This window comes from Micromonospora sonchi (assembly GCF_014646235.1).
Taxonomy (GTDB): Bacteria; Actinomycetota; Actinomycetes; order Mycobacteriales; family Micromonosporaceae; genus Micromonospora; species Micromonospora sonchi.
In genome coordinates this window covers 18,006-41,402 of sequence record NZ_BMNB01000030.1, presented here as the reverse complement: position 1 = coordinate 41,402, position 23,397 = coordinate 18,006, and the positions used below count along the sequence as shown (strand labels likewise).

20 protein-coding genes are annotated in these 23,397 nt (G+C 71.9%); 14 read left to right on the top strand and 6 right to left on the bottom strand.

The genetic code is table 11. The features are described 5' to 3' along the window. The first annotated feature begins 6 nt into the window (after window positions 1–6). From IEY61_RS24910 to IEY61_RS24890, 5 genes are all read left to right on the top strand, one after another. Window positions 7–1,245, top strand: a complete 1,239-nt coding sequence (locus tag IEY61_RS24910; protein ID WP_189048479.1) for a sensor histidine kinase — start codon at window positions 7–9, stop codon at window positions 1,243–1,245. After that, the gene (locus tag IEY61_RS24905) at window positions 1,242–1,904 is read left to right on the top strand and encodes a response regulator (RefSeq protein WP_189048477.1); all 663 of its coding nucleotides are present in this window, start codon (window positions 1,242–1,244) and stop codon (window positions 1,902–1,904) included. Before IEY61_RS24910 ends, IEY61_RS24905 begins: the two co-directional genes overlap by 4 nt. 129 nt (window positions 1,905–2,033) lie before the next feature. Beyond that, window positions 2,034–2,912: an alpha/beta hydrolase gene (locus IEY61_RS24900; RefSeq protein ID WP_189048475.1), complete on the top strand. Its 879-nt coding sequence runs from the start codon at window positions 2,034–2,036 to the stop codon at window positions 2,910–2,912. Next, window positions 2,909–4,114: an acyltransferase family protein gene (locus tag IEY61_RS24895; RefSeq protein WP_189048473.1), complete on the top strand. Its 1,206-nt coding sequence runs from the start codon at window positions 2,909–2,911 to the stop codon at window positions 4,112–4,114. Before IEY61_RS24900 ends, IEY61_RS24895 begins: the two co-directional genes overlap by 4 nt. A 235-nt stretch (window positions 4,115–4,349) precedes the next feature. Continuing rightward, the gene (locus tag IEY61_RS24890) at window positions 4,350–4,505 is read left to right on the top strand and encodes a hypothetical protein (protein WP_189048471.1); all 156 of its coding nucleotides are present in this window, start codon (window positions 4,350–4,352) and stop codon (window positions 4,503–4,505) included. A gap of 86 nt (window positions 4,506–4,591) precedes the next feature. Here the strand turns inward: IEY61_RS24890 and IEY61_RS24885 are convergent, their stop codons facing one another. The 3 genes from IEY61_RS24885 to IEY61_RS24875 are packed head-to-tail and all read right to left on the bottom strand — an operon-like array spanning window position 4,592 to window position 7,643. Further along, window positions 4,592–5,542 carry a VWA domain-containing protein gene (locus IEY61_RS24885; protein WP_189048469.1) on the bottom strand — a complete coding sequence of 317 codons (951 nt, stop codon included), beginning with the start codon at window positions 5,540–5,542 and terminating at the stop codon, window positions 4,592–4,594. Next, complete coding sequence (locus IEY61_RS24880; RefSeq protein ID WP_189048467.1) at window positions 5,539–6,561, bottom strand: DUF58 domain-containing protein; 1,023 nt, start codon at window positions 6,559–6,561, stop codon at window positions 5,539–5,541. Before IEY61_RS24880 ends, IEY61_RS24885 begins: the two co-directional genes overlap by 4 nt. Then, window positions 6,540–7,643 (bottom strand): AAA family ATPase, encoded by a 1,104-nt coding sequence (locus IEY61_RS24875; protein ID WP_189048465.1) that lies wholly within the window; start codon window positions 7,641–7,643, stop codon window positions 6,540–6,542. The genes IEY61_RS24880 and IEY61_RS24875 overlap by 22 nt, the downstream gene beginning before the upstream one ends. Before the next feature lie 240 nt (window positions 7,644–7,883). Between IEY61_RS24875 and IEY61_RS24870 the strand changes: the two genes are divergently transcribed. From IEY61_RS24870 to IEY61_RS24860, 3 genes are all read left to right on the top strand, one after another. Further along, on the top strand, window positions 7,884–8,156 hold the full coding sequence (locus IEY61_RS24870) for a hypothetical protein (protein WP_189048462.1): 273 nt from the start codon (window positions 7,884–7,886) through the stop codon (window positions 8,154–8,156). A 5-nt stretch (window positions 8,157–8,161) separates the two neighbouring features. After that, window positions 8,162–8,701, top strand: coding sequence for a PH domain-containing protein (locus IEY61_RS24865; protein ID WP_189048460.1), 540 nt, complete (start codon window positions 8,162–8,164; stop codon window positions 8,699–8,701). Window positions 8,702–8,817: 116 nt separating this feature from the next. Continuing rightward, entirely contained in the window at window positions 8,818–10,260 is a 1,443-nt protein-coding gene (locus IEY61_RS24860) for a PH domain-containing protein (protein WP_189048458.1), read from the top strand. Window positions 10,261–10,474: 214 nt separating this feature from the next. Here IEY61_RS24860 and IEY61_RS24855 read toward each other — a convergent pair whose 3' ends face one another. Continuing rightward, window positions 10,475–11,512 carry a phosphatase PAP2 family protein gene (locus tag IEY61_RS24855; protein WP_189048456.1) on the bottom strand — a complete coding sequence of 346 codons (1,038 nt, stop codon included), beginning with the start codon at window positions 11,510–11,512 and terminating at the stop codon, window positions 10,475–10,477. A gap of 143 nt (window positions 11,513–11,655) precedes the next feature. On the opposite strand from IEY61_RS24855, the gene IEY61_RS24850 reads away from it, so the two are divergent. Next, window positions 11,656–12,060, top strand: a complete 405-nt coding sequence (locus IEY61_RS24850) for a thioesterase family protein (protein ID WP_189048454.1) — start codon at window positions 11,656–11,658, stop codon at window positions 12,058–12,060. After that, window positions 12,057–12,890 carry an MBL fold metallo-hydrolase gene (locus IEY61_RS24845; protein ID WP_189048452.1) on the top strand — a complete coding sequence of 278 codons (834 nt, stop codon included), beginning with the start codon at window positions 12,057–12,059 and terminating at the stop codon, window positions 12,888–12,890. Before IEY61_RS24850 ends, IEY61_RS24845 begins: the two co-directional genes overlap by 4 nt. Before the next feature lie 97 nt (window positions 12,891–12,987). Here IEY61_RS24845 and IEY61_RS24840 read toward each other — a convergent pair whose 3' ends face one another. Beyond that, window positions 12,988–13,926: a PfkB family carbohydrate kinase gene (locus IEY61_RS24840; RefSeq protein WP_189048450.1), complete on the bottom strand. Its 939-nt coding sequence runs from the start codon at window positions 13,924–13,926 to the stop codon at window positions 12,988–12,990. A 383-nt stretch (window positions 13,927–14,309) separates the two neighbouring features. On the opposite strand from IEY61_RS24840, the gene IEY61_RS24835 reads away from it, so the two are divergent. Beyond that, window positions 14,310–15,419 (top strand): lytic polysaccharide monooxygenase auxiliary activity family 9 protein, encoded by a 1,110-nt coding sequence (locus IEY61_RS24835; protein ID WP_373293213.1) that lies wholly within the window; start codon window positions 14,310–14,312, stop codon window positions 15,417–15,419. Window positions 15,420–15,489: 70 nt separating this feature from the next. Here IEY61_RS24835 and asnB read toward each other — a convergent pair whose 3' ends face one another. Continuing rightward, complete coding sequence (gene asnB, locus IEY61_RS24830) at window positions 15,490–17,451, bottom strand: asparagine synthase (glutamine-hydrolyzing) (RefSeq protein WP_189048446.1); 1,962 nt, start codon at window positions 17,449–17,451, stop codon at window positions 15,490–15,492. Window positions 17,452–17,639: 188 nt separating this feature from the next. On the opposite strand from asnB, the gene IEY61_RS24825 reads away from it, so the two are divergent. The 3 genes from IEY61_RS24825 to IEY61_RS24815 all read left to right on the top strand — a co-directional run bounded on the left by IEY61_RS24825 (window position 17,640) and on the right by IEY61_RS24815 (window position 22,983). Further along, entirely contained in the window at window positions 17,640–19,121 is a 1,482-nt protein-coding gene (locus tag IEY61_RS24825; RefSeq protein ID WP_189048444.1) for an aminopeptidase P family protein, read from the top strand. 287 nt (window positions 19,122–19,408) lie between these two features. Next, window positions 19,409–20,977, top strand: a complete 1,569-nt coding sequence (locus IEY61_RS24820) for a right-handed parallel beta-helix repeat-containing protein (RefSeq protein WP_189048442.1) — start codon at window positions 19,409–19,411, stop codon at window positions 20,975–20,977. Between the two features lie 323 nt (window positions 20,978–21,300). Continuing rightward, the gene (locus IEY61_RS24815) at window positions 21,301–22,983 is read left to right on the top strand and encodes a hypothetical protein (protein WP_189048440.1); all 1,683 of its coding nucleotides are present in this window, start codon (window positions 21,301–21,303) and stop codon (window positions 22,981–22,983) included. Window positions 22,984–23,397 lie beyond the last annotated feature (414 nt).

Below are 23,397 nucleotides of genomic sequence, written 5' to 3'. Positions count from 1 at the left end.
CCGGGGATGGACCGCCGTCAAGTCCGTGCTGCCCTGGCGGCGCTGCGCCGCACGTTCACCGGGCCCGACTACCCGCCGGTCCGGCTACCGCTGCGCCGGCTACGACACCGGCCCCGCACGGCCGCCGTCCTCCGGAGCATCGGACTGCTCGCCCTGATCGGGCTGGCGCTGGTCGGCGCGGAGTACCTGACCGACACGCGCCGGCTGCCCGGCGCCAGCGCCCTGCTGCTCGCCGTACTCGCCGTCGCACCACTGCCGATCCTGCTGACCCGGCCGCTCTGGGCCTGGCGGATCACGCTCGTCGGGCTATTCTTCGGCACCTTCAACCGGTCATCGACGGCCGACTGGCCGTGGAGCCCGGTCCAGATCGTGGTCAGCCTCGCCGTGCTGTTCGCGGTGGCGGCCCGGGTCGATCGACTCGTGCTCGGCTGGATCGGCCTGCTCAGCCTGCTGCCGGTCTGGATGTTCGTGCCGACGCGCAACCAGGTCGGCGTCAGCCTGCTGTTCGTGGCGGTGCTCCTGATCGGCGATCTGGTGCGGCACAACCTGCGCACCCGGCGGGCGTTGGTGGAGCAGTCCGAGGTGAGCGAGTTGGAGAAGGCCCGCCGGGCGGTGCTGGAGGAACGCACCCGGATCGCGCGGGAGATGCATGACGTGGTCGCGCACCACATGTCGATGATCGCCGTGCAGGCGGAGACCGCGCCGTACCGGCTCAGCGACGTACCCGAACCGGCCCGGGCCGAGTTCGCCGCCATCGCCGACTCCGCCCGGGCGGCGCTGACCGACATGCGTCGGCTGCTCGGCGTGCTGCGCAGCGAGGCAGAGGATCCGCAGACCGCACCCCAGCCCGGCCTGGCCGACCTGCCCGAGCTGGTGGCCGCCGCCCACCGGGCCGGCATGGCGGTGACCCTGGACGCCGACGTCGGCGCCGAGCCGTCGGCACCGGTCGGGCTGGCCGCGTACCGGATCGTCCAGGAGGGACTGGCCAACGCGGCGCGACACGCGGCCGGGGCCGAGGTACGCGTCACGGTGCGTGATGGCGCCCGGGGACTGACCGTACGGGTGGCGAACGGCGGTGGCGGTGTCCCGGCCGGTCCGGACGCCCGCGGCGGCGGGCAGGGACTGCCCGGCATGCGGGAACGGGCCGTCTCACTGGGGGGCAGCTTCATCGCCAACCCGACCGGCGACGGCGGCTATGTTGTGGACGCCCTGCTGCCCGACGAACCGGAGGACGCCCAGCGATGATCCGCGTGCTGATCGCCGACGACCAGGCCATGGTCCGGCAGGGCTTCGGCGCGTTGTTGGCCGCCCAGCCGGACCTGCTCGTGGTCGGCGACGCCGCCGACGGCGCGCAGGCCGTCACCGAGGCCCGCCGGCTCGACCCGGACGTGGTGCTGATGGACGTACGGATGCCGGTGCTCGACGGCCTCGCCGCGACCCGCAAGCTGCTCGGCGACCGGCCGACCGACCGGCCCCGGGTGCTCATCCTCACCACCTTCGACCTGGACGACTACGTCTACGAGGCGCTGCGCGCCGGCGCCAGCGGATTCCTGCTCAAGGACGCCCCAGCCGCCGACCTGGTGCACGCGGTGCGGGTGGTCGCCGCCGGTGACGCGCTGCTCGCCCCGACCGTCACCCGCCGGCTGATCGCCGAATTCGCCGCCCGACCGCGGCGGCAGCAACCCCGCCCGACGAGCCTCGCCGCGCTCACCCCCCGGGAGACCGACGTGCTGCGGCTGATCGCCCGGGGCCGGTCCAACACCGAGATCGCCGCCGACCTGATCGTCGCCGAGCAGACCGTCAAGACCCACGTCGGCCGGATCCTGGCCAAGCTCCAGTTGCGCGACCGGGCGCAGGCCGTCGTGCTCGCCTACGAGACCGGCCTCGTAGCCGCCGGAGAGTAGTCCCCGGGTACCGGACGCGGACCGGAAGACGCCTCCCCGGGTTGACGTCCACCACCCGGCCGCTGACGCACGCTGCGCTTCACGACAACGTGAAGGGGGCGCGGCATGGTGCGCAGGAACGTTCTCCGGATGGGACTCGCGACGGTGCTCGGGGCCGGGCTGGTGGCTCCACCGGCAGCATCGGCGGGCGGGGTGCCGGCCGGGTTCGTCGAGGCGTACCCGGCGACGGCGGCGGCGATGCAGGCGGCCGGGCCGCCGTACGCCGGTTGGGCCGCCGAGGGGCGACGCTTTCTGGTCTTCGACCCGCGCGGCGACGGTCGCGCCGTCGAGGTCGTCGGCGACCTGGCCACCGCGGACCGGATCGCCGTGCTGATCCCCGGCGTGGGCACCCGGCTGCCCGACTTCGACCGCGGGCTGGGCGGAGTCACCCGGCGCGCCCTCGCCCGGCAGGCCCGCGACCTGTACGCCGCGCTGCGCGCGGCCGCGCCGCACACCCGGGTCGCGGTGCTGGCCTGGCTCGGCTACGACCCGCCCGACGGGTTCGTGGCGGCGGCCACCCCGGTCAGCGCCCGCCGGGGCGCGCTCGCGCTCGGCGAGCAGTTGCGGACGCTCGCCGAGCAGCGTCCCGCCGCCCGGGTCACGCTCATCGGTCACAGCTACGGCGCGCTGGTCGCCGGACTGGCCGCCGTCGACGCCCCGGCACAGGTGACGGATCTGGTGAGCCTCGGCGGTGTCGGGGCCGGGGTGGACCGCGCCGACCAACTCGGCGGGATCCGGATCTGGGCGGCCGAGGCAACGGACGACTGGATCCGCCACCTGCCGCAGGTACGGCTACCCGGAATCGGGCACGGAGTCCGCCCGGGCGACTCGTCGTTCGACGCCCGGCCGCTGCCGGCCGCCGCGGCGATCGGGCACGACGGATACCTGCTGCCCGGCGGGCCGACGCTCGACGCACTCGCCGACATCGTGCTGCACGGCGCCACCGAGGCGGCGGGAGCACGGCGGTGACCGCGCCAGCCGGAACCGGCGGGAACCGAACCACGACCGCGTCGGCCGACGCCAACGGGAACCCGGCGGCAACCGCGCGGGACGAAGGGGGGACGCACCGCGACCCGGCCGTCGACGGGCTGCGGGCGTACGCGGTCGCCGGAGTGGTGCTCGGCCACTGGCTGGTCACCGGCCTGGTGCTCGACGTCGAGGGCAGCCTCACCCAGGCCAGTCCGCTGGCCGCCATGCCGGCCCTGGCCCCGGTCAGTTGGGTCCTCCAGACGCTCGGGTTGTTCTTCTTCACCGCCGGGTACGCCTCGGCCCGCTCCCTGAGCCGGCGGCCGGGACCGGGCTGGCTCACCCGCCGGCTGCGACGCCTGATCCTGCCGGCGGTGGCGCTGCTCGGCACGAGCGCGGCCATGCTGTTGGCCGCCACCCTGGCAGGTGTGCCGGACGGCACCCTGTCGGTCGCGCTGACCCTGGCGACCAGTCCACTGTGGTTCCTGGCCTCGCTGCTGGCCCTGGTGCTGCTCACCGGCCCGCTGCGCGCCGCCGTACGACGGTGGGGTGCACTGCGCTGCGCGGTCGCGGCGGCGGCCGTGGTGGCCGTGGTCGATCTGGCCAGCCGACTGCTGCCCGCCGGCACCTGGACGCCGCCGGTGACCGTGCTGGCCGCCTGGGCCGTACCGTACCTGCTCGGCCTGGCCCACGCCGACGGCCGGCTGACCGGGCGGCGCGCCGCGCTGTGGTTGCTCGGCGTCGGGACGGTCGGGCTCGCCGTCGTGCTCACGCTCGGCTACCCGGTCAGCGCGGTCGGGGTGCCCGGCGACGGCAGGTCCAATCTGAACCCGCCGACCCTTTTCGCGGTGGCGCTCGCGGTCACCCAGGTCGGGCTCGCCCTGTCGGCCCGACCCGCGCTGGAGCGGCTGCTGCGCCGCCCGCGACCCCGCCGGCTGGCCGACGAGGTCAACCGGCACGCGGTACGTATCTACCTCTGGCACCAGCCGGTGCTGGTCGGGGTGGCCCTGCTCACGGCCCGCGCCGGCGCCGACCTGCCGGGACTGCACACCAGCCCCGACGGCCCGGCCTGGCTGCTGGCCCGGATCGCCTGGCTGCCGGTCCTGGTGATCGTGCTGGCGATCCTGGTCCACCGGCGACCGTCGGCGGCGCCGGGCAACCGCGTTGGCCCGGTGCGTTCGGGATCCACACCGGGTGTACGATGATCCGCGTTTGCGGGCCGCTCGGCGGTCCGTCTCGCCCCGGCATCCGACCGCAGGAGGTGATCGCTGTGCGAGATAGCGATCCTCCCAGTCGTGGCCGGGCCGAACGCCAGCCACGCTGAGCCACCCCGCTCCGCCTGAGCTGGCCCCGCTCCCCGCACCCGCCCCGCCGCCCGGCGCAACGACGCCGGCCCGGTCCACGGGTGCAACCGGAAGCCGTCCGGTCACGACTTCGTGTGTGCGCGTCCCGATCCACCCCTCGCGGCCCGCCCTGCCCCGGGCCGTCGTCGCCACTCCGGAGCATGTCATGAGCCGCTACGTCGCCCCGCTGGGCTTCACCCTCGCCGCCGTCTGGGTGGCCGTCCTCTTCGTCCTCGCCAGCAGCACCAACTGACCTGCCCACCTCGCTCCACCCCTTCGGCGGATCTTGGACCGGAGCGGCCCCGCCGCTGAGGGCCGGAAGCGTCCAAGATCCGGCGCTCAGAGCAGGCGGGAGGACCAGAGCAGGCTGAGTGCGCCGGTGCAGAGAGCCAGCAGCAGGGCGAGGCCGGCATACCACTGGGTGATCTCGCGGGGTTCGGTACGGAACCCGATCGAGCTGCCCATGTCCTGGTACACCTGCTTCAGCTCGCTGACCGTGGCCGCCTCGTAGAAGTAGCCCTCGGTGTTCTCGGCCAGCTCGGCCAGGGCGAGCCGATCCACCGGCACCCGCTGCAACTGGCCGCCGATGTCCACATGACCGGTGTCGGTGCCGAAGGCGATGGTGGAGACCGGCACGTTCGCCGCCTGCGCTGCCGCCGCCGCCTCCTCGACCGACCGGCCGGCCGTGCGGTACCCGTCGGAGAGCAGCACGACGCGCGCCGGCGGGATACCCGCCGCGCCATCGGCCGGCACCGACCGGATCGCCTCCAGACAGGTGAACACCGCCTCGCCGGTCGCGGTCGCCTCGGCCAGCACCAGCCCGTCGATGGCGCTGGTCACCGCCGGCCGGTCCTTGGTCGGCGGCACCAGCACGTTGGCCGACTTGGCGAACGAGACCAGCCCCACGTTGTACGTCTCCGGCAGCTCCGCCACGAACTGCTTGGCCGCCTCCTGGGCCGCCTCCAACCGGTTCGGCGGCACGTCGTCGGCCTGCATGGAGAGCGACACGTCGATGGCCAGCATGATGGTGGCCCGCTCCAGCGGCTCCCGGGTGTCGATCGCCGGCCGGGCCAGCGCACCGGCCAGCACCAGCAGGGCGAGCAGGAACGCGGTCGCCGGTACGTGTCGTCGCCAGCCCAGCCCCTTCGGCGCCACGGTACGCAGCAGGTCCACGTTGGTGAACCGCAGCGCGTACTCCCGGCGGCGCAGCTGCCGCCAGACGTACAGGGCGGCCAGGGCGAGCACCGGCAGCACGGCCAGCAGCCACCACGGTTGCAGCAGTCGGATCATCGTGTCGTCCCCCGGGTGCGGGCGTGCCGTTGCGCGGCCACGAAACGCACCATGTCCAGTAGCCAGTCTCGATCCGTACGCAGTCGCAGATGCCCGGCACCGGCGGCGCGCAACGCGGCGGATATCTCCGCGCGCTGGGCCGCGGCCGCCGCCGCGTAGCGGTGCCGCAGGCTCGGGTCGGCGGTCTGCACCTCGTGCAGCTCGCCGGTTTCCGGGTCGACCACCGGGAGCACCCCCACGTCGGGCAGTTCCAGTTCCCGCGGGTCGACCACCTCGACCGCCAGCACGTCGTGCCGGACCCGCAGCTTGCGCAGCGGCCGGGTCCACTGGGCCGGCGGGGCGAGGAAGTCGGAGATGACCACGGCCACGCCGCGTCGCCGGGGCGGACGGTTGAGCATGTCGATGAGCGCGCCGAGATCACCGCGGCCGGGTCGGATCTCGGTGGCGGCAATGGCGCGCAGCATGCCCTGCGCCTCCCTGCGCCCGGATCGGGCCGGCAGCCGGACCAGCCGGCCCGGACCCGCCGGGACGGGCGCCGCCCGGCGGCCCCACCGGCGTGGGGGGAGGTCGCCGCCGCTGCCCACGACCGCACCGATCCGGTTCCCGCCACGCACGGTCAGGTGCGTGAGGGCCGCCGCCGCCGCGATCACCACGTCCCGCTTGAGCCACCGGCCGGTGCCGAAGTCCAGGCTCGCCGACAGGTCCACCGCCAGCCACGTCTCCAGCTCACGGTCCGCCACCGTACGCCGCACGTGCGGCGTGGTGGTGCGGGCGGTGACCGGCCAGTCCATCCGGCGTACGTCGTCGCCGGGGCGGTACTCCCGCGATTCGCCCGCCTCACTGCCCGGCCCGGGCAACAGGCCGGCGTAGTCGCCCTGCAACAGCCCGTCGAGCTTACGGGTGACCAGCAGTTGCAGCCGGGACAGCACCGCGCCGGAGCGGTTGGTGGCCGCGTCCGGCGTGCCGTCCCGGTCACCGGGTCGAGGGGTGGTCGAGGTCACGGCCGCTGCCCGGGCCACCCCGAGGTCGGCGCCACCGCACCCGGCGGTGTCGCCTGCTGCCGGGGCGCCACCGAGGGCAGCGGGATGGTCGACAACACCCGGTGCACCACGTGGTCGGCCGGCACGTCGTCGGCGAGCGCGTCGTAACTGAGCACCAGGCGGTGCCGCAGGATGTCCGGGGCGATGTCCTGCACGTCCTGCGGCAGGGCGTAGTCCCGTCCGCGCAGCAGCGCCAGGGCCCGGGTCGCCCGGACCAGACCGAGGGAGGCGCGCGGGCTGGCACCGTACTGGATCATTTGCGCGACGTCGGGCATGCCGTGCTCGGCGGGGGTACGCGTGGCCAGCACCAGCCGGACCGCGTAGTCGATCAACGCGTTGTGTACGAACACCTGGTCGGCCTTGTGTTGTAGGGCGATCAGGTCGTCGGCGGCGAACACCGGGGCGGGCTCGGGTGCGGTCACGCCCATCCGGTAGACGATCTCCCGCTCCTCGGCGTCCGTCGGGTACCCCACAATGATCTTCATCAGGAATCGGTCCCGCTGCGCCTCCGGCAGCGGATAGACCCCCTCCTGCTCGATCGGGTTCTGCGTCGCCATCACCAGGAACGGGTCCGGCACCCGGTGACTCTCGCCACCGATGGAGACCTGCCGCTCGCTCATCACCTCGAGCAGCGCCGACTGCACCTTGGCCGGCGCACGGTTGATCTCGTCAGCGAGCAGGAAGTTCACGAAGACGGGCCCCAGCTCCACGTCGAACTTCTCGCTGGACTGCCGGTAGATCCGGGTGCCCATGATGTCGGCCGGCACCAGGTCCGGGGTGAACTGCACCCGGGCGAACGACCCGCCGACGACCTTGGCGAGGGTCTCCACCGCGAGGGTCTTGGCGACTCCCGGTACGCCCTCCAGCAGGCAGTGCCCCCGGGCGAGCAGCGCCACGAACATCCGCTCCACCATCCGGTCCTGCCCGACGATCACCTTCTTGATCTCGAACAGCGCCCGCTCCAGCAGGGTGGCGTCCTGAGCCGGGGTGGTCGGCGGGGTGGGTGCCTGCGGCTGCGTCCCGTTGGGCGTCGGGGCGTCGGGCGTGGTCGGCTGTGCCACCGGTCCTCCACAGCATGATTCGGTCGTCGTGGCGTGTGCGTTACCAAGCCTCGCATGCCCGGCTGAGTACGGACGTGGGGAGCGACCGATTTTCGCCACGCCGTCCCGCCCCGGGCGAATCGCCCATCATGAGTGGACAGAAGCCGCCCCGGCGTGTGTACGATTCATTCGTCGCCGGGCGGCTTCCCCCGTGGTCGCCCGGCGCTCTCTTCTCTTTCCCGCCGACCTAGACTGGCTGGGATGAGCGACGCCGACACCCCCACCCAGGCCCTGATCTGTTCGGCCCGCGGGTGTCGCGCCCCGGCAGGCTGGTCACTGCGTTGGAACAACCCTCGTATCCACCAGCCCGAGCGCCGCAAGACATGGCTCGCCTGCGACGCGCACCGCTCGCAGCTCGGCGACTTCCTCACCGCGCGGGGCTTCCTGCGCGAGGTCGCCCCGCTGGCCGGATCGCCTACGCTCGACGGGTGGACGCCAACAACGGAGCCCCAGCTCGGTGAGCGCGAGGAGTGAAGCTGGTGAGCGGTGACGAATCGGTCGGCCCAGCGTCGGCGCCGCCGGTGGCGCAGGCCGGACCGCTCGAACCGTGGCCGGACACGGTCCGCTGGCAGTCGATCTCGACCGACCTGATCTGGGTGGAGTTGCTGCGGCTGTCCGTCACGGTGGCCGTCGTCTCGCTGGCGCTCGGTGTCGGCTGGGCCGTCACCGGTACCTGGCTCTTCGGCGTGGCGCTCGGTGCCCTCCTGCTGCTCGCCGGGTGGCGCGCGGTGGCCATCGTCCGGGCGGTTCGTGCCTGGGGCTACGCGGAACGCGAAAACGACCTGCTGGTGCGACACGGGTTGCTGGTGCGCCGGCTGTCCATCGTGCCGTACTCCCGGATGCAGTTCGTCGACGTCAGCGCCGGTCCGCTGGAGCGGGCGTTCGACCTGGCCACCGTGCAGCTGCACACGGCCGCCGCAGCGAGCGACGCCCGGGTGCCGGGGCTGCGGCCCGCAGAGGCGTCCCGGCTGCGTGACCGGCTCACCGCACTCGGCGAGGACCAGGCGGAAGGGCTTTGAGCGGCCCGACCGGCCGGGGCCAGGAGCCGCCCAGGCCATCCCCCGCCGACACACCACCACAACCGGAGGCCCCACCACCCGGACCGGACGCACCCCCACCCGGCCATCCGCACGGCATGCCTCCACCCGCATACCCGCTGGGCTATCCGTCCGGCGGGCCGTACCCGCCCGGACCACCGCCGTACCCACCGGGATCGCCGCCGTACCCGCCGGGGTCACTGCCGTACCCGCCGGGGTCGCTGCCGGACCCGCTGCACGCCCGGCAGCGGCTGCACCCGTTGAGCCCTGCCCTGCACGGCGCCAAGTCACTGGTCGTGGTCATCGCCGGGCTGTCCTGGTCGACCCTGTCCCGGGTCGGGTTCGGCTGGTTCGTGGCGATGGTGATCGTGATCGCCCTCGGCGCCACCGTGCTGTCGGTGGTCAGCTGGTACAACACCGGCTACCAGGTGGTCGGCCGAGAGTTGCGGATCCACGAAGGGCTGCTCTGGCGCCGGACCCGGGCCATTCCGCTGGAACGGCTCCAGGCGGTCGAGGTGGTACGTCCACTGCTCGCCCAACTCACCGGCCTGGCGGAGCTGCGTTTGGAGGTCGTCGGCGGCGGCAAGACCGAGGCGCCGCTGGCCTTCCTCGGGGTCGCCGAGGCGTCCGCCCTGCGGCGACGTCTACTGTCCCTGGCGGGGCCCCGGACCGTCAGCGCGCCGGGTCCGCAGCTGGCGGCGGCGCCGGCAGCGGAGCCGCCCGTGCCACCCGGTCGGCCGCTGCACGCGGTGGACAACCGGGACCTGTTGATCAGCCAACTGCTCACCCCGCAGGCGTTCCTGCTGCCCTTCGGCGTGGTGTTCGTGGCCGGGCAGTTCCTGTCCGAGGGTTCGTGGTCGTTCGTCGCGGTGGCGAGCACGCTGACCGCGATGGCCGGCATCCTGCTGCAACCCGTCCGCCGGGTGCTCGACGACTGGCGGTTCCAACTCGCTCGCGACGAGGACCGGCTGCGGATCCGCAACGGCCTGCTGGAGACCAGGGTGCAGACCGTGCCGCTGCACCGGGTACAGACCGTGGGCGTGACCTGGCCGCTGCTGTGGCGGGTCAAGGGCTGGCTACGGCTACGCCTGGAGGTGGCCGGCTACGCCGCCGGGGAGGCGGACCAGCGCAACCGGCCCGATCGCCTGCTCCCGGTCGGTGACCTGGCCACCGGCGAGGCGATCGTGGCCGAGGTGCTGCCCGGCGTCGCCCTCTCGTCGTTGCCGCTGAGCCCGCCGCCGTTGCGGGCCCGCTGGGTCAACCCGCTGAGCCGTGAGGTGCTCGGCGCCGGTCTGGCCGAGGAGGTCTTCGTCGTACGCTCGGGCCTGCTCACCCGTCAACTGACGATCGTGCCGTACGCCCGGTTGCAGAGTGTGCGGGTGGTTCAGGGACCGGTGCAGCGCCTGCTGGGGCTGGCCACCGTGCACGCCGACACCGCCGGCGGAGCCGGCGCCGCAGCGGTGGACCGTGATCTCGCCGAGGCCTGGGCTCTGGCGGCGGAGTTGTCCCACCGCGGCCACACCGCCCGCCGCACCCCATAACCCCACCCCCCGCTGCCCTCCCCCACCCCACCCCCGCCGCCCTCCTCCACCCCCATCCCGCCGATCTTGCACTTTTGGTCGCCGGAACGCCCTTTTGATGGGCTTCTGTCCCGACGGAAAGTGCATGATCGACGCGGAGATCGAGGGGCGCAGTGGGGGTGGGGCGGGGATCGAGGGGTGGGGTGGGGGGTGGGAGGGGTGACGGGGGTGGGGGTCAGCGGGGGGTGGGGAGGGCGGGGGGTGCTGCGGGGGCGTCCTGCTGGGGCAGGGGGGTGGTCGCCTGGGGGTGGCCGGGGCGGCGGGGGCGGCGGCGGGCCCACCAGCGCTCGGCGAGGCCGACCACCAGGAAGGCCACCCCGACGTACGCCCAACCGACCAGCACGTCGATCACGTAGTGCTCGCCGCTGTAGACCAGCGTGAAGGTCATCGCCAGCGGATACGACAGCAGCAGCGGCCACCAGCGGCGCCGCACGTTGCGCAGGAAGAACAGCACCACGAACAGCGCGAACGCGGTGTGCAACGACGGCATCGCGGCCACGGGGTTCGCGGCCAACTGTCCAGCGTTGAGCAGGTTGCCGGCGCCGTGCATGCCGAACGCCTTCCACCCCCGGGTGGAGATCCGCGCGACCTCCTCCAGCAGACCGTTCTGCGCCGCCCACCAGGGCGGCGCGGCCGGGTAGAGGAAGTAGGTGACCAGGCCGGTGGCGCAGAGGAAGAACCAACGGCGCATGAAGGCCGCCCACCGGCTGCGCTCGCGCATCCAGAGCACCGCCGCGGCGGCCAGCGCCGCCACGAAGTGCGAGAAGTACACCCAGCTCGCCAGCACGTCCCACCAGCGCACCTCGGGCTGGTAGAAGTGCTGCTGCAACCAGACCGTCGGGACCTGGCCGTCCGTGGCCCAGCCGAACATCAACCGGTCCGCCACGATCAACTCGTACGCGTGCGGGACCGTCCCGTCGTGGTAGGCGAAGCCACGGGAGAGGTTGTAGAGGACCAGCAGCAGCACCACCGGCACCCAGTCCCGGGCGAAGCGCAGGTGGCTGCGCCACGGGCGGGCGGAGTTCCAGGCGACGGTCCCCGCCCAGATCCAGACGAAGGCGTAGATCGGGTCGGTGGGCAGACCGATCCCGAGCCAGCCCGCCACGAAGGCGACGCTCCACAGCGACATCGCGATCAGGCGACGGCGACCGCCGTCGGACGAAACGGGCGGCTCGGTCGGAGCGGCAGGCTGGGGGTCGATCACGGCAGACATCGCGGACAAGGTTAACGGCGAACCCCGCGCCGCCCCACACAGGTGCAAGGAAAGGCCCCTCGTCAACGCCTCGCGTACAGGAAGGGTTCCTTCCTGACCCGGCCTACCTCGCCCGCAGCCCGGCGACCACCTACGCTGTGGCCATGCAGGAGCAGCCAGATCATGCCCTGGTGCCCGGTCTGACCGCCCGGGTCGAGTTGACCGTCACCGACGCCGACACCGCCCAGGCGGTCGGCTCCGGCGACGTGCCGGTGCTCGGCACCCCTCGGGTGCTCGCGCTGGCCGAGGCCGCGACCGTGGCAGCCACCACCCGGCACCTGCCCGTCGGATCGACCACCGTGGGTACCCGGGTCGAGCTGCACCACCTGGCCGCGACGCCGATCGGTCGGACCGTCGCGGCGCTGGCCCGGCTGACCACGGTCGACCAGCGGCGGCTGGTGTTCGAGGTCGCCGTGACCGAGGACGGCCGGACCGTGGCCACCGGCGAGGTGGAGCGGATCCTGGTCGACCGGCACCGGTTCATCGAACGTGCCGGACACACGTCATGAGCGGCGGCTTCGTCGAGGTCGCCGACCGGGTGCTCGTACTGCGGGAGCCGCTGCTCGAGGTCAACGTGACGCTGGTGCTCGGCGACGGCGAGGCCCTGCTGGTCGACACGCTCTCCACCGCCCGGCAGGCCGCCGACCTGGCCACCGCCGTCCGCGCGGTCACCGGCGACCCGCTGACCCTGGTCAACACGCACCACCACTTCGATCATTGCTTCGGCAACGCCACCTTCGCCGCCGATCCGCCCCGCCCGATCTGGGCCCACGAGCTGGCCGCGGCGGCGTTGCGCGACGAACCGGACCGGCTTCGCCGGGAGGCGTACGCGGAACTACGCGCCGGCCAGCCCGAGCTGGCCGCCGAATTGCCGGACACCACGCTGCTGGCACCCACCCACACCGTGCGTACCGAGGCGACGCTCGACATCGGTGGTCGGCGGGTGCTGCTGCGTCACCCCGGCCGGGGGCACACCGACGCCGACCTCGTGGTGCACGTGCCCGACGCCGATCTGCTGGTCGCCGGTGACCTGGTCGAGCAGTCCGGCCCGCCGGCGTTCGAGGACTCGTACCCGTTGCAGTGGCCCGACACCCTGGCCGAGTTGCTGCGCTGGTGCACCGCCGACACGGTGGTGGTGCCCGGCCACGGCGAGGCGGTGGACGCCGAGTTCGTCCGGGCCCAGCACGCCCGACTGGTCGAGCTGGCCTGGCTGATCCGGGCCGGGCACACCGGCAGCGCCCCGCCGGAGCGGATCGCCGCCGACGCACCGTTCCCGGCCCGTCCCGCCCTGATCGCCGCCCGGCGCGGCTACGCCGAACTGGACGGCACCGCCGGCTGACGCCCGCGATCAGCACGCCCGCGATCAGCACGCCGGCAATCAGCACGCCCGCGAGGCGGGCATTCACCCGGGCACGGTGCACCCGGTCCGGTTCGCCTCAGGCGGTGAAGCGTTCGAGCACCTCGGCCCGGGTGGGCATGGCGACGGCGCCGCCGGGCCGCTCACAGACCAGCCCGGCGACCCGCAGCGCGAAGGCGACCCGCTCGTTCCAGCCGCCCGGGTCGGCCGGCGCACCGTCGACCAGCAGGTCGGCGACGAGCGCCGCCAGCACCGAGTCGCCCGCGCCGGTGGCATCGATGGCGGCCACCTTCGGTGCGGCGGGTACGCGTACCGGATCGGCATCGGCGGCGGCGACCACCGCACCAGCGGCGCCCAGGGTGACCACGACGGTGCCGGCGCCCAGTTCCCGCAGGTACGCCGCCACCCCCTCGACCGGCTCATTCGGGTAGAGCAGCCCGGCGTCGGCGGCGCTCAGCTTGACCAGGTGTGCCCCGGCGGCGAACTCGGCGACCACCGCCCGCAGCCCGGCCAGCGCCCCCGGACCGTCGAGCAGCCGGGGACGGACGTTGGGGTCGAACACCCGCAGTCCCGGCGCCAGCGACCAGGCCCGCCGGGCGGCGGCCAACGCCGCCGGCGCCAGCAGCACGATCGAGCCGCAGTAGAGCACGTCCGCGCCCTCGACCAGGGCGACGTCGAGGTCCTCCGGTGTGAGCAGTGCGTAGGACGGTGGATCGCCGTAGAACCGGAAATCCGGCTCGGCGCCCGAGAAGGTGGCCACCGCCAGCGTGGTCGGCACGGCCACGGTGACCGCCCCGGCCAGGCCGACGCCGTCGGCGGCGAGGAAGGCCCGGATCCGGTCGGCGAGTACGTCGTCACCGAGGGACCCGACGAACTGCACCGCGCCGCCGAGCCGGGCGACGCCGACCGCGACGTTCAGCGGCGCACCTCCGATGGCCTGCCGGTAGACGGGCACGCCGTCACACTCGGTGTCGAGCAGGTCGACGAGTGCCTCGCCGAGCACCACCGCGTATCCCATCTGGAGTCCTCTCCGTTTGGCCGGTTGTGATGCTTCAGGCTGGCACAGCCGTTGCCGGTCGGGCGTGGAAGCCACGGTTTCGATGGGGGACGGCCGACGTGAGAAGGCCCCTCATGCATATCGAGACATGGCTATTGCGCAAACGCCCCGGGCGTGCTGGGATAGGCATGCCGGATGGCGCGGGGCTGCGCGCCACCGGCGCCGGGTTCACCACACGCGAGGGCATTCACAACGCGTCGACAGACACCGGCGGCCGCCCCCTGGGCGAAGTCGCCGCATCGTCGCATCCGTCCACATCAGCGGGGCGGCCTCTCTCGCCACCCGCTCATTCTGGCGGGGCCATCCTCTTCGAGGTGCCCCGCGAGTCAGGAGAACCTGTGCAACTGCACCGTCCTCGTCTGGCCGCGCTGCTGGTCGCGGCCGTCACCCTCGTCGCGAGCGCGGTCGTCGTGATCGCCCGCCCGGACCCGGCCGCCGCGCACGGCGCGGCGATGACGCCGGGTGCCCGTACCTACCTCTGCTGGCGCGACGGCCTCTCCCCCACCGGGGAGATCCGTCCGCAGAACCCGGCCTGTGCCGCCGCGGTCGCCCAGAGCGGGACGAACTCGCTCTACAACTGGTTCAGCGTGCTGCGCTCGGACGCCAACGGGCGGACCACCGGCTTCATCCCCGACGGGCAGCTGTGCAGCGGCGGCGCCACCGGTTTCCGCGGCTACGACCTGGCCCGCAGCGACTGGCCGCTGACCCACCTGACCGCTGGCCGGTCGATGGAGTTCCGGTACAGCAACTGGGCCCACCACCCGGGCACGTTCTACTTCTACGTGACCAAGAACAGCTGGAGCCCGACCCGGGCGCTGGCCTGGAGTGACCTGGAGGAGCAGCCGTTCCTGACGGTGACCAACCCGCCGCAGCGCGGCGCGGTCGGCACCAACGACGGCCACTACTACTTCACCGGTACCCTGCCGTCCAACAAGAGCGGCCGGCACATCATCTACTCGCGGTGGGTCCGCTCGGACAGCCAGGAGAACTTCTTCGGCTGCTCCGACGTGACCTTCGACGGTGGCAACGGTGAGGTGACCGGCATCGGCTCCGGTGGCACCACCCCGCCGCCGAACCCCACCACCCCGCCGCCGAACCCGACCACGCCCCCGCCGAACCCGACCACGCCTCCGCCGAACCCGACGACCCCGCCGCCCGGCAACGGTGCCTGCACGGCCACCATCAAGGTGACCAACAGCTGGTCCGGTGGGTTCCAGGCCGAGGTCGAGGTCAAGAACACCGGCACTGCGGCGTTGAACGGCTGGACCGCGAACTGGACCTGGCCCAGCGGTCAGCAGATCAGCCAGGTCTGGAACGCGACCCACACCACGTCCGGATCGTCGGTGACGGCCCGCAACGTGTCGTACAACGGCAACCTCGGAGCCAACGCCAGTACGACGTTCGGCTTCCTCGCCAGCGGCAACAGCGCAACGCCCACGGTCACCTGCAGCTGACCTGGGTTAGGTGTTAAGAGGGGCCCCCTGCTATACGCGAGGCGTTAACAGGGGGCCCTTCCTTGCACTCTCAGCGGACCATTGAGCCGACGACGGGCTTGGTGAGCAGGGCGGACTGGTTGCGCTGGATGCCCGGGTCCAGCGTCTTGGCAACGAAGATCGCGTGCCAGATGCAGAAGATCAGCACGGTCCACACCTTGCGGGAGTGGTCGGCCTCCTCCCGCTTGTGCTCCTCCAGCAGGCGCAGCGCGTACGACAGGTCGAGCAGTTCACCGGCGCCCGAGGTGGTCAGCACGTGCCGGGCCCACTCGTACATCTCGCCGCGCAGCCAGACCCGCGTCGGAGTCGGGAAGCCCAGCTTCTTGCGGTTCACGATGGCCGGCGGCACCACGCCCTGCAGCGCCTGCCGCATGGCGTACTTGGTGGTGTCCGAGCGCGGTGGCAGCTTCAACTCGACCGGAATCTTCGCCGCCACCTCGAACACCTCCCGGTCGAGGAACGGCACCCGCACCTCCAGCGAGTGCGCCATGGAGATCCGGTCGGCCTTGACCAGGATGTCCCCGCGCAGCCAGGTGTAGAGGTCGACGTACTGCATCTTGGTGACGTCGTCCAACTCGGTGCACTCGGCGTAGATCGGCGCGGTGACGTCGGTGTAGCGCACCGACGGGTCGTAGCGGCGCAGCAGGTGCTGCTTCTCCTCCTCGGTGAACATCCGCGCGTTGCCGTAGTAGCGCTCCTCGATCGGCGTGGTGCCGCGCTCCAGGAAGCTCTTGCCCTTGACCCCCTGCGGGATCGCCTTGGAGACCGCCCGCAGGCCCTTCTGCACCCCGCCGGGCAGCCCGTTGACGCCGCTCAGCGAGAGCGGCTCGCGGTAGATCGTGTACCCGCCGAAGAACTCGTCGGCGCCCTCGCCGGAGAGCACCACCGTGACGTGCTCGGCGGCCTTCTTGGCCACGAAGTAGAGCGGCACCAGCGCCGGGTCGGCCACCGGGTCGTCCAGATGCCACACGATCTTCGGCAACGCCTCGATCATGTCCTGCGGCCCGATCTTGGTCGGGATGGTGGTCACGTCGAGATGGCGGGCCGACTCCTGGGCGACGTCGATCTCCGAGTAGCCCGGCACGTCGTAGCCGACGGTGAAGGTGAGGATGTTCGGGTTGAACTCGCGGGCGAGGGCGACCACCGCCGTGGAGTCGATCCCGCTGGACAGGAACGAGCCCACCGGCACGTCCGAGCGCATGTGCATGCGTACGCTCTCGCGCAGCGTCTCCCGGATCTCGTGGTAGAGCTTCTGCTCGTCGGCGACCGGGGCGGGCCGGAACACCGGGCGGTACCAGCGGCGCACGTCGATCCGCCCGCCCGGGGTCCAGGTGAGGTACTCCCCCGAGCCGATCCGGCTGATCCCCTTGTGCAGGGTGCCCGGCTCGGGCACGTACTGGAGGGTCAGGTAGTGGCTGAGGTTCGCCGTGTCGACCCCGGCGTCCCCGGCGTACGCGGACTGTGCGAAGGGCAGCAGCGCCTTCTTCTCCGAGGCGAGGTAGAGCCCGTCGGTGGTTTCGAGGTAGTGCAGCGGCTTGATGCCGTAGTAGTCCCGGGCACCGAACGCGCGGCGCTCCTGCCGATCCCAGATCACGAAGGCGAACATGCCGCGCAGCCGGGTCAGCACCCGCTCGCCCCAGTAGTGGAAGCCGGCGACGATCACCTCGCCGTCGCCGTTGGTGGCGAACCGGGCGCCGTGCTCGCGGATCAGCTCCTCGCGCAGCTCGATGTAGTTGTAGATCTCACCGTTGAAGGTCAGCAGGTAGCGCCCGTCGGCGTACGGCAGGGGCTCGTGACTGAGCGCGACGTCGATGATGGCCAGCCGCTTGTGGGCGAACACCCCGTCCGCGTACTGGCCGGTGGCGTCCCCGACCACCTCGACACCGGTCTCGTCCGGGCCTCGGTGGTGCAGGCATTCCAACGCTCCGGCGATGTTGTCGCGGTGGGCGGCGGCATTGCCGCGCGCACTGAAGAAGGCCAGGAGTCCGCACATGGTTGTCATCTTTTCACGCGGGGCGATCGGGCGGAGCGGCACCGCCGGCCTCGCCCGGCAGCACCCCGTACCACCTGGTAGGCGGCGCCCACGCTCTGCCGGCTCGGTCGGCCGAGACCAGCCTGGCTCGGGCCTTCCTCGGGTACGCGGTACCGTCGGGACCAGCAGTGAGGGCGAAGGGAGCGGGCATGACCGAGGAACCCACCGACGGCAAGCCGGCTGACGGCACCGAGTCGCACGACCCGGATTTCCCACCGGCGTTCCTGTCGTTCATGCGGGAGGGCTGGCGGGACAGCACGCTCCCGGTCGGCCCGCGACCGGAGGTGCCGAACTACGCCAAGCGCCGGGCCGCCCTCTCGGCGGCCTTCCCGGGAGAGACGCTGGTCATCCCCACCGGCGCGCAGAAGGTACGCGCCAACGACACCGAGTACCGGTTCCGCCCGGGCAGCGACTTCGCGTACCTGACCGGTGATCACGATCCGGACAGCGTCCTGGTGCTGCGACCGAACGGCTCCGGCCACGACGCCACCCTGTACATGCGGGCCCGCTCCTCCCGGCAGACCGACGAGTTCTTCCGCAGCCGGAACGGCGAGCTGTGGGTGGGCCGCCGGCACACCCTGGCGGAGAAGTCGACCGAGCTGGGCCTGCCCACCGCCGACCTGACCGAGCTGGAGGCGGCCCTGGCCGGGCTCGCGCCGGCGCGGACCCGGGTGCTGCGCGGCTTCGACGCGGGCGTGGACACCGCCGTACGCCCGTACGACGGTGCGCGGGAGGAGGGCCAGCCGGCCCGCGACCGCGAGTTGGCGATCACCATCGCCGAGCTGAAGCTGGTCAAGGACGAGTGGGAGATCGGCCAGCTCCAGGAGGCGATCGACGCCACGGTACGCGGTTTCGAGGACGTGGCCCGCGTGCTGCCGGCCGACCGGGGCGTTTCGGAACGGCTGCTGGAGGGGATCTTCGCGCTGCGCGCCCGGCACGACGGCAACGATGTCGGCTACGGCTCGATCGTCGGTGCCGGTGAGCACGCCACGATCCTGCACTGGGTGCACAACCGCGGCGTCACCCGACCGGGTGAGCTGCTGCTGATGGACATGGGCGTGGAGGGACGCAACCTCTACACGGCCGACGTGACCCGGGTGCTGCCGGTGAACGGCCGGTTCACCGCCCTCCAGCGCCAGGTCTACGACATCGTGTACGCCTCGCAGCAGGCCGGCATCGACTTCATCAAGCCGGGCGTGAGCTTCAAGGACGTCCACCTGACCTGCATGCGGGTGCTCGCCGAGGGGCTGGCCGATCTGGGGCTGCTGCCGGTGAGCGTGGACGAGGCGATGGACGAGAAGTCCACCGTCTACCGGCGCTGGACCCTGCACGGCTTCGGGCACATGCTCGGCATCGACGTGCACGACTGCTCGAACGCCCGCAAGGAGGCGTACCGGGAGGGCACCCTGGGCGAGGGATACGTGCTCACCGTCGAGCCGGGGCTGTACTTCCAGCCGGAGGATGAGCTGGTCCCGGAGGAACTGCGTGGCATCGGCATCCGGATCGAGGACGACGTGCTGGTCACCACCGACGGCGCGGTGAACCTGTCGGCGGGCCTGCCGCGCCGGGCCGATGAGGTGGAGACCTGGCTGTCCGAACAGCGCGCCGCCGGCCCACGCCTGCCAGGCTGACCCAGACCGATCCACCACCAGCGGGCCGCCCCGCCGGGTACCACCCCGGCCGGCGGCCCGTCCCCGTCTCCCCACCCCACCCCGATGGGTTGATCAAAAAGGTTCGCGTCTGACATGGTCGGCGAACCCGCCCGATACGGGCGGAATGCGGAGCTTTTTCGCAGAAGTCCTCCTCGTGAGGATCCTTCTCATACGGTGGCAATCGGAGCTGCAAACCATTTGTAGCTACTCGCACCGCTTCGGGCGGTGTGGGCCAGCCTGGTAGCAGGAGAGGGCGGAAGGCTCTGATGCCCAATGACGTAACCACTTCCTACGGTGGGCCGCCTCCGGCTCCACCGGAACCATCGGGACCACGTCGACGCAAACTCTGGGTGGCTGCCGGCGTGGCGGGCCTGACCGGCATCGTCGGCCTCGCCGCGCTGGGCGGGGTGGCCGCCCGTCAGCAGAGGTCCACCGATCAGGACCGCACCTCGGACAAGCAGTCGGCGGCCGCGCCGAGGCAGGACTCAGGTGGCCCGGCCGGCAAGGACCGCTCGGAGGGCGACCGCGACGCCGAGTGGAGCGGTCGCGACGGCCCGCAGGAGCAGCGGGACGGCGGGAAACCGGCGAAGCGGGTGCCCTGCGACAGCGACAAGCTCATCGAGGCCATCACGTACGCCAACGCCAACCACGGCGGTGCGCTGGAGCTGGCGCGGGCGTGCACCTATGAGCTGACCCGCTCCGAGCACGGCAACGGCCTGCCGGTCATCAAGCAGGCAGTCACCCTCATCGGCCGGGACACCCGGATCACGCGGGCGGCGAACGTCGCTCCGTTCCGGATCTTCAACGTCGGCCGCAACGGTCACCTGACCCTCAAGGACGTGACAGTCAGGGGCGGACAGACCTGGCCCGACCTGATCGCCGGCCGGGCCACACCGAAGACGGCAACCGGCCGGGCCGCACCGAAGACGGCAACGGGCCGGGCCGCACCGAAGGCGGCAACGGGTCCGCACGACGGCGCGGGCCTGCTCGTCCAGCGGGGCGGCCGGGCCGACATCGAGCGAAGCGAATTCTCGATCAACCACTCGGGCGGCAACGGCGGGGCGGTGGCCAACTTCGGCACCATCCGGCTCGCCCACACGCTGGTCGAGGGGAACAGCGCCGCCGGCGCCGGCGGCGGTGTCTTCAACGCCGGGGTGTTGCGGGTGGAGGATGCCAGGATCGCCGCAAACAGCGCCCAGTTCGGCGGCGGTGGCATCGGCAACGGCGCACCCCAGGACGGCACTCGCGTGTCGGGCGGCACCACCTGGGTGTGGCGAAGCACCATCAGCCACAACCGTACGGCCGGGGTCGGTGGCGGCATCCTGGACGTGGAGGGCACCACCACGGTGCGCCAGAGCCAGGTCACCGACAACAACGCGAGCGAGAGTGGCGGCGGCATCATCGCCTACAACGGCACCAAGCTCGCGCTGGAACGCGTCCTGGTGGCCGGCAACTCCACCGACGGGGATGCCGGTGGCGTGGCGGTCAGCTTCGAGAGCAGCGCCGTGATCGAGCACAGCGCGATCAAGGAGAACGTCGCCGGCGGCTCGGGTGCCGGCCTCAACGTGTCGCTGAGCGACGTGGTGCTGCGGGACACCGAGGTGGTGGCCAACCAGGCGGTCGGCCACGATTCGGCGGGCGGCGGCATCGTCAACGATCTCGGCCGGGTGCGACTGGAGCGGTCGAAGGTGGCCCACAACGTTTCGGTGCTGCCGCCGGGAGGAATATCCACCAACAACGGTGGCGTCACCATCGATCGGGCGTCCGCCGTCACCGGTAACCGCCCGACCAACTGCACCGGCAGCCTGGTGATTCCGAACCGCTGCTTCGGCTGACCTACGTCGATGGCGGGCAACACGGGAAGCACGACCACATAGAACGGGGCTCCTCCGTACCGGCGACGGCACGGAGGAGTCCCGCCCGTCTCCGCCTCGCCCGCTCGTCACCGGGATCCGGCAGCTCGCGCACTGACCGGTCTGGCACCAGATAGGCACCGCCTGCCCTTCTGCACCCCAAATGCGGGCTTATTTCGGATATGGCCCCGAGGTGAGGATCCTTCTCATACGGTGCATCTGGGAGCTACAACCGATTTGTAGCAGGGGACGTTCACCTGCGCGTGACGACCCTGTCTGGCACGACGAGAGGGCAGAGAGCTCCGATGTCCAACTATGTAGCTAAGAACAACGCCGCCGAGCCGGAGGCGGCGCCCAAGCGGCGCCGCAAGCTCTGGCTCGCCAGCGGTATCGCCGGTCTCACCGGCGTGGTCAGCATCGCCGCCGTCGGCGTCGCCACCGGCGCCGGCGCAGTCGGCTCCGAGGGTCTGCGCTGGTCCACCGCGCAGCAGGTCAGCAAGGACGGCGACCGGGGCGCGGCGGAGCGCGAGGAACACCAGGGCAAGAAGGACGGCGAGGAACACCAGGGCAAGAAAGGCGGCGAGGAACACCAGGGCAAGAAGGGCGGTGAGGAACACCAGGGCAGGGAAGACGAGCGCGAGCACCGCGGGAAGGAGGTGCCCTGCGACTCGGACAAGCTGATCCAGGCGATCATCTTCGCCAACGAGAATCACGGCGGTGTGCTGGAACTGGCCAAGGACTGCACCTACCGGTTGACCCGGTCCGACGAGCACGGCAACGGCCTGCCGGTGATCAAGGAGAACATCGTGCTCAAGGGGCACGAAACCAAGATCGTCCGGGATGCCACCGCCCACCACTTCCGGATCCTCACCGTGGGCCGGGGCGGGCACCTGACCGCAAAGGGCCTGACCATCAAGGGTGGCCAGACCGCACACCACTCTCTGCACGGCGAAGCCGCGGACGCGGTGTGGTCCCGGTTCTCCAACTCGGTCGAGGCGACCAAGGCCGCCCAGGCCGGCCAGGAGTACGTGCCGCTGTTGCAGGCCAAGCCGAAGGGCGAGGTACTCAAGTCCGCGAAGGCCGAGACCGAGGCGGCGACGTTGCTGGACGGGGGATCGCACGCCGGCGGCGGCGTCCTGGTCCACGCGGGTGGAACGGCGAAGTTCGAGGAGACCCACATCCTGGGGAACCAGGCCAGCAGCCTCGGCGGCGGAATCGCCAACTTCGGCCGGACCAGCCTCCACCGCACCACGGTCGCCGACAACACCGCCTTCTTCTTCGGCGGCGGCATCTTCAACGCCGGCGTCCTCCAGGTCAGCGATTCACGGGTGATCAACAACGACGCCATCATCGGCGGCGGTGGCATCGCCAACGGCGCGGCGTTCATCTTCCACCGGGACGTCGACGGCGGCACCACCTGGATCGAGAAGACCGAGATCACCAGAAACGAGACGCTCGGCTTCGGTGGCGGTCTGCTCGACATCGAGGGCACCAGCGCCGTCAAGCACTCCAAGATCGCTGACAACACGGCGGCCCTGGCCGGCGGCGGGGTGGCTTCGGCGGGCGACAGCAACTTCGAGCTGACGCACGTCGAGATCGCCGGCAACTCCACGATCGGCGTGGGTGGCGGCCTCGCCCTGGCGCTCGGCGCGATCGCCAACGTCGAGGAGAGCAAGATCGTCGCCAACAAGGCCGGCTTCTTCGGCGGCGGGGTGTTCACCGCCATCGCCGAGGCCACCTTCCGCAAGAGCGAGATCAGCGGCAACCGGGCCGTCGGCCCGCTGGGAGTCGGCGGTGGGATCTTCACCGTCCTCTCCGAGATCGACCTCGACAAGACGCGGGTCGCGCACAACTTCGCGACTCGCCGCCCGGGTGGCGTGTTCAGCTTCCTGAGCGATGTCGACGTGGATGACAAGTCCGCCATCACGGCCAACAAGCCGACCAACTGCGAGGGCACGCTGACGCGGGTCCCGCGCTGCTTCGGCTGATCGCCTGACGGACGGCCAACGGCCGCACCTAGGGGCTACCCGGCCCCCTTCCCGCACCCGCGGGGAGGGGGCCGCTTCACGTCGGCGCACCGCGGCCGATCGCTCTCCGGACCGGCCGGCCACGCACCGCCGCGATCTCCGAATCGAGAAATCATCTGATGATTACCGAGCGTCAACAAGGGTCGACAACGACGGCGCGTCGCGGCAGCGGCGCGCCAACCGCTACAACAGCGCAGCGCCGGGCACTTTCGTTACAGGCGTTGACGGGATACATCACATGTTTATAGCCTTGCCGTCACCTCACCCAGATGCTCATCACTGCCTCATCCACACCGGATCCCCCGCCGCCGATTCATCGCCGTCGAGCCCGAACCACCATCCCGGAACCGGGGCCGACCTCCCGGCAAGGAAGAC